9 protein-coding genes and 2 pseudogenes are annotated in these 14,059 nt (G+C 50.6%); 3 read left to right on the forward strand and 8 right to left on the reverse strand.

Going from position 1 to position 14,059, the window contains the following annotated elements; genetic code table 11:
* Positions 1 to 58 precede the first annotated feature (58 nt).
* The 4 genes and pseudogenes from G494_RS27510 to G494_RS25980 all read right to left on the reverse strand — a co-directional run.
* Positions 59 to 601, reverse strand: coding sequence for a GspH/FimT family pseudopilin (locus G494_RS27510; RefSeq protein WP_051305294.1), 543 nt, complete (start codon positions 599 to 601; stop codon positions 59 to 61).
* 193 nt (positions 602 to 794) lie between these two features.
* Entirely contained in the window at positions 795 to 2,171 is a 1,377-nt protein-coding gene (locus G494_RS0102675) for a sigma-54-dependent transcriptional regulator (protein WP_028583288.1), read from the reverse strand.
* Positions 2,161 to 3,711, reverse strand: a complete 1,551-nt coding sequence (locus tag G494_RS25975; protein WP_084456310.1) for a sensor histidine kinase — start codon at positions 3,709 to 3,711, stop codon at positions 2,161 to 2,163. Before G494_RS25975 ends, G494_RS0102675 begins: the two co-directional genes overlap by 11 nt.
* 84 nt (positions 3,712 to 3,795) lie before the next feature.
* Positions 3,796 to 4,172: pseudogene (locus G494_RS25980) on the reverse strand (transposase); the annotation flags it as partial.
* A gap of 20 nt (positions 4,173 to 4,192) precedes the next feature.
* On the opposite strand from G494_RS25980, the pseudogene G494_RS27515 reads away from it, so the two are divergent.
* Positions 4,193 to 5,177: pseudogene (locus tag G494_RS27515) on the forward strand (IS1380 family transposase); the annotation flags it as partial.
* A gap of 376 nt (positions 5,178 to 5,553) precedes the next feature.
* Here the strand turns inward: G494_RS27515 and G494_RS0102710 are convergent.
* The 4 genes from G494_RS0102710 to G494_RS27855 all read right to left on the reverse strand — a co-directional run bounded on the left by G494_RS0102710 (position 5,554) and on the right by G494_RS27855 (position 8,833).
* Positions 5,554 to 6,447: a tetratricopeptide repeat protein gene (locus G494_RS0102710; protein ID WP_028583294.1), complete on the reverse strand. Its 894-nt coding sequence runs from the start codon at positions 6,445 to 6,447 to the stop codon at positions 5,554 to 5,556.
* Positions 6,444 to 7,265 (reverse strand): ABC transporter permease, encoded by an 822-nt coding sequence (locus tag G494_RS0102715; protein ID WP_028583295.1) that lies wholly within the window; start codon positions 7,263 to 7,265, stop codon positions 6,444 to 6,446. The genes G494_RS0102710 and G494_RS0102715 overlap by 4 nt, the downstream gene beginning before the upstream one ends.
* On the reverse strand, positions 7,249 to 7,989 hold the full coding sequence (locus G494_RS21595) for an ABC transporter ATP-binding protein (RefSeq protein WP_051305299.1): 741 nt from the start codon (positions 7,987 to 7,989) through the stop codon (positions 7,249 to 7,251). Before G494_RS21595 ends, G494_RS0102715 begins: the two co-directional genes overlap by 17 nt.
* Before the next feature lie 97 nt (positions 7,990 to 8,086).
* Positions 8,087 to 8,833, reverse strand: a complete 747-nt coding sequence (locus G494_RS27855) for a type II secretion system protein (protein WP_269746545.1) — start codon at positions 8,831 to 8,833, stop codon at positions 8,087 to 8,089.
* A gap of 1,080 nt (positions 8,834 to 9,913) precedes the next feature.
* Between G494_RS27855 and G494_RS0102730 the strand changes: the two genes are divergently transcribed.
* Positions 9,914 to 11,086, forward strand: a complete 1,173-nt coding sequence (locus tag G494_RS0102730) for a substrate-binding protein (protein WP_028583296.1) — start codon at positions 9,914 to 9,916, stop codon at positions 11,084 to 11,086.
* Entirely contained in the window at positions 11,083 to 13,983 is a 2,901-nt protein-coding gene (locus tag G494_RS0102735) for a response regulator (protein ID WP_028583297.1), read from the forward strand. The genes G494_RS0102730 and G494_RS0102735 overlap by 4 nt, the downstream gene beginning before the upstream one ends.
* Positions 13,984 to 14,059: the final 76 nt, after the last annotated feature.

Below are 14,059 nucleotides of genomic sequence, written 5' to 3' on the forward strand. Positions count from 1 at the left end.
GGAGACGCCAGCCTTTAACTTAGCAAGACGCTAAGAAATCACCTTAGGGATGAACGCGTTACTGAATGCTAATATTACCAACAAAGGACAGCACGACATCGGATTCCCTGCCTTGATCATTACAGAGCGTTACGGTCCCAATGCTAATAGGAAGACCTGTAGGGTTAAATCCGGTCCACTCGCCGGTAAAGGTTACACCATCCGTACCATCATTTTTAGTTACACAGAGAGCTACATTTTTTGGCATTGCAGCACTCCTCCAAGTCGGCTCATCGCCATCCTGAGTATTGTTCCCGGTATTAGCCCCACTGCCATCATCGATAAATATCGTATACCCCCCGCCCGGCTCAGGCACGCTATTGGGCAATCCACCACAGACAACATCATTAATTTGTATTACCACCCGCTCGTTTCTTTTAATCGCTTCCTGCTTGGCCAACTGCATATCCAGGAAGAGATCTCGGGTGGCGCTGCGCAATCGAATATCAGGCAGCCAGGACATAAAGGCAGGGATGGCAACAGCCGCCATCACTCCTATAATAGCCAAGACCACCACCACTTCTATGAGGGTAAACCCTCTCTGATCACGTTTCTCTTTCATTGCCTCTGCACCTGAGATAGATAAAACGGGAGATACACTATTTTCCTAGCAACTACTACACCAACCCCAGATCAAACACGGTATTCATCTTAAATAACAATTAAAAACTGACTGCCAGATCAAAAGGGGTGCTCCTGCCAGCTCGAAAACCTATTAAATAATATCACAACCGCCAGCTGAATTATAAAAAAAATTAACAACCATACTCCTTCAGCTTGCTCAGCAGGGCCGGATAACTGATCTCCAGCATCCTGGCCGCCTTGCTCTTGTTGCCCCCTGCCGCCTCCATGGCCCTGGAGATCATCTTCTCTTCCATGATCAGCTTGGCCTTTTTCAGGGAAAAGGTGCCAAAAAAATCGTTGATTCTTCGCTGCTGGGAGGCGGTACCAAAGTAGTCGGGCAGGTTTTCCGGGACAATCAGCTCATCCTCGGCCAGGATCACGGCCCGCTCGATCACATTCTCCAACTCCCGGACATTGCCTGGCCATTCATGCTTAAGCAGCTGCTCCATGGTCCGGGGAGAGAAGGCTCTTACCTGCCGCCCAAGTTGACGGTTCATCTTGGCGAGGAAGTGATGACAGAGCAGGCTCAGGTCATCGCGCCGTTCCCGGAGCGGCGGCACTTGAATCTGGACGATATTGAGCCGATAAAAGAGGTCTCCCCGGAACTGTTTGTTCTCGACCATCTCTCCAAGATCGCGGGCCGTTGCCGCCACGATCCGGACATCGACAGGCCGGGTGGCAGTACCACCCACCCTCCGGATCTCCTGCTCCTGCAAGACCCGCAGCAACTTCACCTGCATGGCCAGGGGCAGCTCAGCGATCTCATCAAGAAACAGGGTCCCCTGATCAGCGGCCTCAAAGAGGCCGGGCTTGTCCTGTTCAGCCCCGGTAAAGGCCCCACGGACGTAGCCAAAGAGTTCACTCTCCAGCAGATTTTCCGGAATGGAGCCACAGTTGACCGCCACAAAGGGACGACTCTTTCGAGGACTGGCCTGATGAAGCCCCCGGGCGACCAGCTCCTTGCCGGTTCCCGACTCACCGGTGACCAAGACGGTGGTGCTGTAGGGCGCAACCTTTGCCGCCAGCTCAAAGAGCTGCTGCATGGCGGCCGACTTACCGATCATCCTGCCAAAGCCGGTCCCTGCACCCTCCCCGGCAACCTGGAGGCGCAGCTGACGGTTCTCCTCCAGGAGCTGATTACGCTCCTCCACCTTTGCCAGGACCTGGAGGATCTCGTCCTCCTTAAAGGGCTTGGCGATATAATCGTAGGCACCCAGCTTCATGGCCTTGACCGCATCCTCGATGGTGCCATAGGCGGACATCATGATCACCGTGATTTCGGGACAGACTTTTTTGGCCTCGGCCAAAAAGGCAAGCCCATCCATCCGGGGCATCCGCAGATCACAGAGCACCGTAGGGCAACCGCTCGCCTCCAACGCTTTGAGCCCATCCATCCCATTTGGAGCGAGCTCGACGGTGTAGCCGTGCCGAGCCAGCATGGCGGTGAGCATATGGCGCATGTTGGCCTCATCATCTACGATGAGCAACTTTTTGGGATCAAGATTCATACTCGGCGCCTCCCTGCCGGATTTTTTCACAACCAGCTCCCCCTGCTTCACACAGGGGGAGGGTAATACAGACGGTAGCCCCCTGGTGCTCTTCACTCCTGAACTCCATACGCCCCCCCATACCCTCCACCAGGGAACGAGAGACCGTCAGTCCCAGACCGGTACCGGAACCCGGGGGCTTGGTGGTGAAGAAGGGGTCAAAGACCGAGGCCTGTTCTTCCGGGCCAAGCCCTATTCCATTATCCCTGATCGTGACCTGCCAGCGGGATGGATCAGGCTGGTTGGATGTGACCAGGGAGATCTCCCCACCCTGCTGGCCATGTTGTTCCAGAACCGCGTCGATGGCATTGAGCACCACATTGTAGAGCACCTGCCGGAGGCCATCGCTGTTGATACAAACCAGATCCTGGCCCGCCTCTATTTGGAGGTCAAAGGGTACATTCTCCGGCTTCCTCCCCTGCCGGATCGTCTCCACCACCGAGACGACCAGGGGATTGGCGTGGACATCTTCCTGGGCAGCCGGCGACGGCCTGCTGCAATCCACCAGCTGCCGCACCAGACCGTTGATCCGAGCCAATTCACCCTCAGAGCGACGGATGAACTCCAGCTTCTCCTCCCAGTCAATATTTTCCTTTTTCAATAACTCCAGGTAACCACCAACCACACCCAAGGGGTTGCCGATCTCGTGGGCCAATCCTGCCGCCAGCCTTCCGGTAACAGCCATTTTTTCAGCACGGACCATTTCGTGACGGTTTTGCTCAAGATCACGATTGGCACCTTCAAGCTGTTGAATAGTATGCTCCAGCGCACTGCGATCACGATCAATTCGTTGCAACATGGAGCGCACAGCACTGGAAAGTTGTCCAAGTTCTCCAACCGAAGCACTTCCAGTAAAATGGTAGTTATTAATCCCTTGATAGGTATCGGCAAGCCGAATCAAACGATCAACAGGACGAAAGATGGAGTGAGAAAGACGAAAAAAGGCAAGGGTTGTCATAACAAGGGCCTGCACCAAAAGACATCCTGCAATCACCCTTTCCTGCTTGAGCAGATCAAGCCAATAGACAGACAGGGGAATAGTCAGACCAATAACACCACGTTCTTGCAGACTATCCTGAAATGGGACAGCAAGGTGGGCATATGAAGAAGGAACAAAAAGGGAAACCAGTGGATTATGTGAGAAATAACGAACGGAGGTACCGGAGGATTGGGCATCATCTAGGACCTTCCCCAAGCCGGCTAGACAGTGTTCCTCCTGACCAAATACCATTTCTTTCTCTGCGACGAGCCACACACACCTTGCATCTAACTGTACCATTGTCGCAAGCATAGCATCATGAAAACGAGCCTGATTATCGAGATCCTTTCCCTTGGCATAAATATGAGTGAGCAACGAAAGTTGTTGACGGGCATTTTCCATCCCTGTGGTAAGAACCGAAGTATGCCAGAAGAGAACAACGATAGCATTGGTCAGCACCATCCCAATACTGATAAAAAAGAAAAAAGTCCGACTCGAAGAAAATTTGAGCCCACCAATCACAGGACCTCCTATATAGTCTGAGCAATTTTTTCTTGGGCAACGCCCCGGCTTTGCCGGGTTATTGTCAAATGTGGTGTGCGAGGGTCAGGCAGCTTTCCTGTCAGGCTGATCGATAACTCGTACTCCATCTCTGAACTCCACCCCGGTTATGACCTCTGCTAACCTGCGGAATCCCTTTATCCATTTTCGACGCTTCTGAGCGTTTTCCAGTAGCTTAAAGACCATTGCCAGGGTGGTTCCCGTGGTCTGCAGTTACGGCTCTTCTTGGTCCTCAAACGCACCGTTGAAAAGGTCGACTCAATCGGATTGGTCGTCCTGATATGCACCCAGTGTTCCGTCGGGAAATCGTAGAAGGCTGTATTGGCATCCTCTTTGGTCTCTGCCGTCCAGATGTCGTGCAGCGCAACCTTTACCTTGTGCTGCATCGACTTTGGTAACTTGTTGAGCACCTTAGCTGTCTTAATGAGAGGTGGCCCGGAAATGCTCACTGAACCTGCTCAAAAGAGGTGAGGTTCAATTCTCGCCTCTTGATACCGGACACATCCCACTGGATGCCGATGTTTTCCCCATGGACAACTCTGGTACCAAAAGGAGAAAGTCAGCCGAACCTACAAGGGACACGATGGCTATGCTCCCATAGCCGCATACCTCGGCCTGGAAGGGTGGTGTCTGGATATCGAATTTCGCCCTGGTAGCCAACACAGCCAGGAAGGCTTTATCCCCTTCATGGAACAGGTGCTCCAGCGGGCCAGGGCGCTCACTAGCAAGAAATTGTTGGTTCGCCTAGATTCAGACCATGATGCTATTGAAACCAGGGGATTATCCCGCAAGGCTGAAAAAGTGTCCTATATCGTTAAATGGAACCCTCGCAGAGAGATTACTGGCGCATTATGCCGGAAAGCGTTCGCAGAAGGCGCTGTATCAGAGCCTCGAAAGCACAAAAAAGTTGCCCTGCTCACCATTAAAAGCACCAGGAATATGAAGGCGAAAAATTCGTTTTCACTAATGTGGTAGGGGTTACTGAGCGAAAGACCGACAAACGCGGGCAAGTACTGCTGGAACCCGATATCTCGGTGGAGGGCTGGGGGACCAACCTCGACCTACCAGAAGAGAACATTATCCGCCTCTATCAGAACCACGGTTTGAGCGAACAGTTCCACAGTGAGTTTAAAACCGATTTGGATTTAGAGCGCCTGCCAAGCTGGAAGTTTGCAACCAATGCTGCGGTAATGGCCATGGGTGCATTTGCGTACAATATTCTCCGACTGATTGGACAACTGGGCAAGAGCTCACCGATAGGCCGCCCAGGAAAACGACGGCGTCTGAAGACAGTTATCCAGGAGTTGATCTACCTGGCAACTCGTCTCGTTGTAAATGGACGTCGCCTACGACTACGTTTTGGAAGACACTGTCCAGCTTACGCCGCTTTTGCCGCTGTATACAGCCGACTTTTAGTCGGCGGATAAGAAGGATTGCTTGTCTCGAGAAGGACCGATCTTCAAGAGAAGTGCGCCCTGGCTTCGTAATTTTGTCAGATTGTCAAAGATCCAAGCCCGTTTCAGCAGCTTTTAAGCAGGTGGGAGGCGACCGATGAAGTAGCCTGGGTAAAAAAAAACAATTGATTCAGATATAGCGCATAAGCGTGAGCGGCTGGGTCACGGATTCAGGTAAATGGCCCGGGAATGGGTGCAGACAGAGAAGAAAGAGGAATTCAACAAAATTCTATTTGGAAAAATAAGGTCAAGTAACGTCATAGACTTACAACATTTCGTTCTCACAACACAATGACCTCTTTCCTCTTTCCTCTTTCCTACAAAATAAAGTTTGATTCAATATCGTATATCACTGCTTCCTGCAATCAGGGCGATCAAAAAATACCTGCCCCTGCTGATTAATACAGTATTCTAGCTTGTAGGGATTTTTTGGAACCGGAGAAAGAATTTCTTTTTCAACCAGTTGCCCCACTTCTTCAGGATAGACAGAAAACATTTTCTGGTATTCTTTTGCAGCTGCCTCCAGCACCATAACTCCTTGCAGAGCAAGAAGCCTTTGCTGCAGCATCTCATAACCTGGCTCTTCAACATCTGTATTACTGATAATGGATTGCAAAAAAGCAATAGCAGCTCCTGTATCTCCACCTTTTTTGCTCAATCTTGAACCAAGAATACTAAGATAATAAGGGGCATTTTTACGACTTGCAGCTTCTTGAAGAAGTATTTCTCCTGCTTTTTTGTAATCGTTTAGAAAAAAATAATTATTAAAGGCAAGATACAGAACTGGAAACAGATCCCATGGCCGGTTTTTCCTGGCAGTTTCCAGAATTTCTATATTTTTTTCGACCAGGTGACAAGGCTGCCATGGCAACCACCCCTGAGAAAGGCTGTAGGACTGCTGAAAGACTGGATCAAGATGCTGGCTCGCCTGAATCATCCTGTACAAGGTGTCACAGTTATAAGGTTGATTTACTGTAACAAATGAGCCATCAACTGTTCGTTCAACCTGGGAACCTACCCTGGAGCCGGCATCAAGGATAATATAGCTTGCCAGCATCCCTTTGAATTCGCCGGCTATTGCGGAGAGTAACATGGGGGGCAAATCCCATATTCCATGCTCTTTACCGCTTAAACCAAAATCACCCCTTCTACTTTCAATGACTGATAACAATCCAGTATAAACCAGCAGCAAACAAACAGTTACCGAAATTATCGTACGCTTACCCTTTGCAAAGCCCATCATTTCGCAAGCTCCTTCCTCTGGAACAAAAGCGCTGCTATCCAGAGTAGAAGAAAAATGTAGGCCAATCCGTAACCGCTGATCAGGAGGAAATCACCTAAAGGAAACTCAAGCCCATAGGCGGCCTCATGTTTTTTATCAAACAGAGAAAGATTGGGGAATATCCAGGAAACAATTTTTATCAAGGTCTCCTGCCCGGCCAGGATTCCGGCCTTGCTATTTCGCTCTACTACATAACGTAGTGTGTCTACATTCTGACTAACAATGTAGGAAAGTGAGGTAAAAACGAGGGCAACAAAAGACTTGCTCGCCATACTGAACCAAAAAAAACTTAATGCAAGTACCATAAGCAGAGATAACCACTGGAGAAAAAGAGCCATCATGTAAATCGTCCATGAAAATCCCGGTGGAACAAATGCTGGATATTGAATAAGAATCATTTGCATGGAAGCAGCGGCGCTAACACCTAAAACAACAGTCGTCGCCAACAGAATGAGAGCCAAACCCAAAAATTTACCAAAGAGATACTGCCTGATAGTTACCGGACGGGAAAGAAAGAGATATATCCTGCTTCTCTCCAAATCATCGGCCATGATTTTAAGACCTAGAAAGAACACAATCAGAAGACCGGAAAAGGCTACTGCCGACAGCCCGAACTCAACGGTTACCTTGCCAAGATCCCAGGAAAACATATTGGTAATGGTGTAATTTGCAAGGGTAAGCAAAACAGCAAGAGCAAGAATTGCCCACAAAGCCTTGTGCCTCATGCCCTCCCTCCAGGTAGCAAGGGCAAGCGTACTGATATTACACCACCACTGCATCGGTCGCCTCCTTTATAATTTCTATAAAACGGGATTCAAGGTTTTGCCCCTCTTTTATCTCAAAACCGCCAATATTGCCGGCATAAAGCAGTCTACCCCTGTGGACAACTGCAATCCTGTCGCATAACTCTTCTATATCACTTAAAATATGGGAGCTGAAAAAGATGGTTTTTCCCGATTCTTTCAGTTTAACGATAAGCTCTTTAATCAGGTAACGGCCCAAAGGATCAAGCCCGGACATGGGTTCGTCAAAGATCAGGATTTCAGGATCATGAAGAAGGGAATTTACCACACCAAGTCTCTGTTTCATCCCCTTGGAAAAACCACCAACCTTTTTATTGGCAGCATGGGATAAATCCAGTTCCCCCAAGAGTTGATCAGAGCGCTTACGAATATATTTCCGTCCCATACCGCTTAACCTTCCAGAAAGATAAAGGGTCTCTCTGGCAGTAAGATGGGTGTAAAAGAAGGGAAATTCCGGCAAATATCCAATAAAGTTGCGATATTCGTCCTGCCCCACTAATTTGTCTCTAACCCGCATGGCTCCATCATCAGGTTTCAGAAAACCCAACAGCAGTTTAATAGTAGTTGACTTCCCTGCACCGTTGGGACCCAGAAAACCAAAAACCTCCCCTGGAAGAATATGAAGAGAAAGATTATCCACAACCTTTTGTCTCTTTTTCCCTTTACCAAACTCCTTTGACAGAGAGTTTACTATAATCATTTGTTTCCATGAGATGTAAAAACCCCCCCTTAAAGCGTAAAGCTTCAAGAGGGGAAATAATGCTAACAATAATTTGATTTTTTATTATTGTTACTGCTTACTGTACTACAGTGTAGTTTACCGTTGGAAGACCACCACCAGCAAGGTTATCCGCTGCGGCCATAGCATTGTTATCGGCCCCTGCTAACTGAACAGTTCCGGTGACCTTAGCAGCCAAAGCAGGGTTAGGAGAAGCAGCAGCTGCAGCAAAGGCAGCTAAACCTCGCCAAGTGGGGTTAGATACGAAAAACATGGTATTAGGTAATTCAGAATCCTGAGCATAAACCGTGTCGCCGTTAACGCTACGAGCTTTCACCATATAAGAAGTCGCAAAGTTTACATTAGCGACAGCAACCGGCACGGTAGATTGCATAACGGCGTTGGCACCAAGCCCCATCGGAACGGCAAAGTCTGCACCTGTGGCACCATTGCTTCCTTCTAAACGTCCTCCGGCAGCTGCAGCTGAAGCATCAGTGGCAAGAACTGGGTCAGCTTGCGAATCAGCAATAGCTGAGACACCAGCGGCACCACCAGCACCACCAGCAGGGAGTGCAGCAAGAGTGGCACCACCAGCTTGTCCGTCTATGTTTCCATAAGAACCCAACTCAGAGTTAAGATTCGCCTGTGCACTAGAAAACAATTTAATCAAAGCCTTACCGTTGGCATTAGCAGCACGGGTACGATAGGCAGCAAACTGCGGGATGGCAATAGCAGCCAGGATACCGATAATCGCCACAACGATCATCAGCTCGACCAGGGTGAAGCCTTCTTTGTTTTGAATTTTTTGAGTTAGATTCATTTTCATGGTTACGCTCCTTGTGAAAAGGTTTTGTAGGGTTGCCTGTTTGAGTGCTTGGCACTTTGTAATCACGTATTCCCAACTGATAAAGCACTCTCCGTACCACCCCTAAAAATTAAAAAAAAAACTAACATTACCGAACAGTTAAATTGCAACATCAATATATATTTCCAGATTCCTCTCCACCGATACCCTTTCCAATGGACGCAAAACTGCCCTTAAAAGTCAACACCTGACAAATTTCGTCACCCCTGCGGTCGATATCAAGGAAAGGTGGCTCCGTTTGTTAGGACAGATCCAAAAACAAGGCACAAATATTGCTTGGCACCCATAAACAGGTTGACCAAGGTTTGTGGCTCAAGTCTGACAGAAAACAAGGGAGCAAATTCCTCCCCAGGCTCTGCCCGCTCAGGGAGAGTCACGCCTGGACAGCCAAAAAAGCAGCTGTACAGGCAGCCCTCCTCCGATGTCGCGACGCGGGGCATCGACCCTGGAAAACGCCCTTGGACGATCACTGGTTGTTGAACCAGAACCCGGTTTTCCAAGAGAGAGGGCGGGGAGACAATCCTCTGGAGGCTGGGGAGTCAGGCAGGCGACAATCAGAGAGAAATAAAAAAGAGGGTTCAACACCCTGGGAAACAGGTCCCGAACCTCTCTGCGAGGCCTTTCTGCCAAGGTTGTTCTTTTAAATTGTATGTTGTAGGGTCAATCGCCCACGAGATGCATCATGCCCAGCAGCCGGATCATTTCAGCTGAATTTTCTGTAGTCATATACGGCATTATCCCTACGGCTCGCCCAGTGATCCCTTTCAAACGCTTTGTGTGAAAACAGAAGCGTCCCTAAAAAAAAAGAAGGGGGGCAGCTTGCATCTCCCCGCAAGGGGCCTGGGGTCAAGTTGTCGGGCCACAGTCCAGCAAGGCACGGCCAGACAATGTGGTATTACCGCTGATAACGATAGTGAAATAGCTGTTGCCCTGCAGGAGCCCTAACGGTAGTGGACAGAGCCAGGCTGCAGAACAACAGCTTTAGGTACCCTTTAAATGGCTGCTGGCGCACAAGCCCGGCCAAGAGACACAGGAAAAACCATGAACGCCAGATACCCACTCCTCCTCATCCTGCTTGCCCTCGTAACAGCTCTACTCTATAACTTTCTTCCCGCAAGGGACACCCAAGCTATAAAGATAGGGGTTGTCCTGCCATTGACGGGTGATTTTGCAAGCTTTGGCCAGCTTGGTCTTCAGGGAGTCAAGTTGGCGGCCGCTGAGATCAACTCGTCCGGAGGAGTGCTTAACGGCAGGCCCATCGAGTTGGTGGTTCAAGACAACGAATCTGACCCGAATCTGGCGGTACAACAGACGCGCAAGCTTATCCAGGAAGACGGGGTCTTGGCGATCGTGGGGCCGGTGAGCAGTCCTGCCAGACAAGCCATGAGCACCGTCGCCAGACAGTTCAAGACGCCCCTTCTCTATGGGATCGATTACGAAGGAGGCCACTTTGACAGGTACCTCTTCTGTTACAGCCCCATTCCCGATCATGTCATCACCCCGCTAATACCCTATCTCGCCGAACACCACGGTTCAAAGCTATACATATTCGGCTACGACTATGTCTGGCCCCATGAGATGTCGCGCCTGATGGCAAGAGAGGTGGAGAAGGTGGGTGGAGAGGTGGTGGCAACAGAGTTCACCCCCTTTGGAGTGAGCGATTTCAGCCCTGTCCTCCAGAGGGTGGCAGCCTCAGGGGCAGATGTGATGATGCTCGTTATGTGCGGCCGGGATGGCCAGCGCTTTGCCGGACAATTCCACCATGCAGGCCTGAAAGAGCGGATACAGTTAGTGGCCATTGCATCGGAGGAAAGTTGGAGCAAGAAGCTCAGCCCGGCTGAGCTTGAAGGAATTCTCACCATCTCACCATTCCTGAGTTCGATGGACAGCTCGGAATCCCGGAACTTGACTGGAAAAATAGAAGAGCTGTTCGGTGATGATGCGGTGGTGACCTATTCGACGGAATCACACTACGGCCTGATCCGATTATTGGCGCAGGCCATCGAGAAGGCGGGCACCATCGCTGACATAGAAGCGCTCATTGACGCCATGGAGGGCCAGGAGCTCACCGTGGGAACCGGAAAGGTGACCATGCGCCGGGATCACCACATGAATCTCAACATGGTTATAGCTACCTTTAAAAACGGCAAACTGCTTGTCCAAAAAAAGCTCGGCCTGATCTCTCCTGCAGATCAACGAACAGAAACCAGATGAACCTACGTCAAAAAATCATCACCCTGCTCCTGCCCTTTCTGATCCCTGTTACGGCGGTCATCTACCTCAACTATCAGGCTCAAAAGGATGCAGAAACCGATTTCTTTCTCAAGATGGTATCCCTGGCTGTTGAGAACGGGGCAAAGGAAATAAACCACTATCTTCGCCTGAAAAACAGTTCTTTTCACCTGATCCTGGATGACATCCTGCAGACGCCTCTTGATCTGGAGGAGATCAGCCCCGATGCTGACAGTTACATAGGTGGACTGATGAAGGAACACCAGGGCTTTTCCATGCTGATCCTTGCTGACCTCCAGGGGAGGATACAATATTTCAAGACAGCCACCAACGATGTCAATAAATACCTCTTACCCAGGGAGGTGACCGGCAAGAGCGCCTTATCCGCCGAGATGCTGGATGAACTTACAACCACATTCGATACCTGGAAGAGTGGCCTGCCCTTTTTCAGACAACAGCTGCACACCCAGCAAGAGATCTTAACCAGGCTCACCGTACAGGGTGAAAAAAACTCACTCCGTTACCGGGAGATTCAGGAAAAGCTGGTCACGGCACGACTGCTCTCGCTCCACCCGCCGATACGGGTCTTCACCGGCGGCGCAGAGTTGGCGATTGCCGCCGGCCTGCCCTTTCGGAGCGAGACCTTTATTTTTGCAGTACCCCTTGTCGACAAAGACCACAAGCTGGTGCGATTTTTTGCAGGGGTTCTCGACTGGTCGGTCATCGAAGATAACTGCTATCACCTCAAGTCAGAGATAGGCTTTGGCGGCATCCCGGGTGTTGGGATCAACTTCCGAGACTCCCTCGACACGATCCAGGAAAGCCGGGACAGGAGGGAGATCTCTTTCCCAGCGAAAGACTCGGCCAGCCGGTCGGTGACCATGACCTACCAGGATGAGGAGCAAAACTATCTGATCTCTGCACCGGTGGTCACGGCTGAGGCACTCAACCTGCTCAACCACCCCTCCCCCTTGGACAATGGCTCCAGCGGATATTCCAGGGACTTGACCGAGGCTGCGGAATCGAAACTGGCCAATCGGCTCACTGCACAGATAGCAGAAGAGAACATCCTGCTCCACTCCAAGAGGCTGTTCAAGAGAGCGATCACGATCCTGCTTCTCTCTGTCATCTTCCTGCTTGCGGTCATCATCTTTCTGAGCGAACGTATCGTTCGCCCCATCAACAGTATTGCAGCCCTGGCCAAACGCATCAGTAAGGGGACCGTTGATGAACGGCTGGAGGTCGGCCAAAATGACGAGATAGGGCAGCTTGCCCATACCTTCAACCTCATGTGTGACGAAATTCAACTGGCCCAAGACACCCTGCGCGATAAAAACAGGGAGTTACTGTCCGCAAAAGAGCGCTACCGCCTCCTGTTTGACAACGCCCCCATTGCCATAAGCGTGTCTAATCGAAAAGGGGAGATCGTGGAGGCCAACAAGGCTGCCCTGGATGTATTCGGATACGGCCGGGAAGAGCTTGGAGAGCTCCAAGCGGAAACATTCTACAGCAACCCTGCAGACCGAACCCTGATCCTTGCTGACCTGGAAAAGAGCAACCTTTCCAGGGGGCGGGAATCTGAACTGGTAAAGCGTGATGGCAAGATCATGACATGCAGGTTTACCAGTATCCAGATGGAGATCGACAGAGAGGCCTTTATCTACACCATGTTTGAAGATGTGACCTACCAAAAAGAGATAGAGCAGGAAAAAGAGGCCATTGCCGATAAACTTCAACGAGCCAAGAAGATGGAGGCCATAGGCCTGATGGCAAGCGGCGTCGCCCATGACCTCAACAACATTCTCACCGGAATCATAGGATACCCCGAGCTCATCCTCCAGACCCTGCCGGCGGAGAGCAGCCTGAGGAAACCGATCACAACGATCAAGGAGACGGGAGAGAGAGCCTCCTCAATAGTTGCAGACCTGTTGACCCTTGCCCGTGCAGCCGCCAGTGTAAAGCGGCCGGCAAAACTTGATTCGCTGATCCGGGAATATCTGCAATCACCTGAAAAGGGAAAGCTGTCCTCCTCCTACCCCTCGGTGTCAGTGGATTATAGCTGTCACTGGGAAGAGGCCACCATCTGTTGCTCACCGATTCATGTCAAAAAGTCCATCATGAACCTGGTAAGCAACGGAGTTGAAGCGGTGCAGCAGGAGGGTCAGATCAGGATCACCATCAGCCGCATATGGCTGAACGAGGATGAGGCAAAGGATCTATCTCTGAGCTCAGGTGAATATGCCCTCTTGACCGTAGCTGACAATGGACCGGGAATTGAGGCGAGCCAGCTTGATCATATCTTCGAGCCCTTCTACACCAGAAAGGAGATGGGGAGAAGCGGCACCGGACTGGGCTTGACCATCGTGTGGAACACCATCCAGGACCATGATGGAGCCATTGTTGTGGAGAGCAAGGGGCAGGGAACATCCTTTAAGCTCTTCTTTCCTGCAGTTGCCGACCAGGTACCGGTGGAGCCAAAGGAGGCCGATGAGATCCCGAGGGGAAGGGGTGAACATGTCCTGGTGGTTGACGACGAAGACGTCCCCCGGGATATCGCCATGAAATTTTTAGAAAAAACTGGTTACCGTGTCATGGCTGTCTCTTCTGGTGAAGAGGCAATCGCCCATGTCAGGAAAAACCAGGTCGACCTGGTGGTGTTGGATATGATAATGGCACCCGGCATGAACGGCTACCAGACCTACAGAGAACTGATTCGCCTGAACGCCGCGCAGCGGGCCATCATCGCAAGTGGATTCTCAGAGAGCAGTGACGTTAAAGGCGCATTAAATCTGGGTGCCAGCGGGCTGGTCAAAAAACCCTATTCCATGTCAGAACTCTGTACAGGCGTCAGAGATGCGCTCCATTCCGGAAGGGATTGAGACCAGCTTGAGAAATTGCCTCTTCTTCCAGCCTCGGCCTGGATCTCAGAAATTTATCTTCGGAACATCAGACCGA

This window comes from Desulfogranum mediterraneum DSM 13871, assembly GCF_000429965.1.
Lineage (GTDB): Bacteria > Desulfobacterota > Desulfobulbia > Desulfobulbales > Desulfobulbaceae > Desulfogranum > Desulfogranum mediterraneum.

What these genes read in the sequence shown, in the direction of transcription:
- G494_RS27510 (WP_051305294.1), bottom strand. Translation starts at nt 601, where the DNA reads ATGAAAGAGAAACGTGATCAGAGAGGGTTTACCCTCATAGAAGTGGTG.
- G494_RS0102675 (WP_028583288.1), bottom strand. Translation starts at nt 2,171, where the DNA reads ATGAATCTTGATCCCAAAAAGTTGCTCATCGTAGATGATGAGGCCAAC.
- G494_RS0102710 (WP_028583294.1), bottom strand. Translation starts at nt 6,447, where the DNA reads ATGATGGGCTTTGCAAAGGGTAAGCGTACGATAATTTCGGTAACTGTT.
- G494_RS0102715 (WP_028583295.1), bottom strand. Translation starts at nt 7,265, where the DNA reads ATGCAGTGGTGGTGTAATATCAGTACGCTTGCCCTTGCTACCTGGAGG.
- G494_RS21595 (WP_051305299.1), bottom strand. Translation starts at nt 7,989, where the DNA reads ATGATTATAGTAAACTCTCTGTCAAAGGAGTTTGGTAAAGGGAAAAAG.
- G494_RS27855 (WP_269746545.1), bottom strand. Translation starts at nt 8,833, where the DNA reads ATGAAAATGAATCTAACTCAAAAAATTCAAAACAAAGAAGGCTTCACC.
- G494_RS0102730 (WP_028583296.1), top strand. Translation starts at nt 9,914, where the DNA reads ATGAACGCCAGATACCCACTCCTCCTCATCCTGCTTGCCCTCGTAACA.
- G494_RS0102735 (WP_028583297.1), top strand. Translation starts at nt 11,083, where the DNA reads ATGAACCTACGTCAAAAAATCATCACCCTGCTCCTGCCCTTTCTGATC.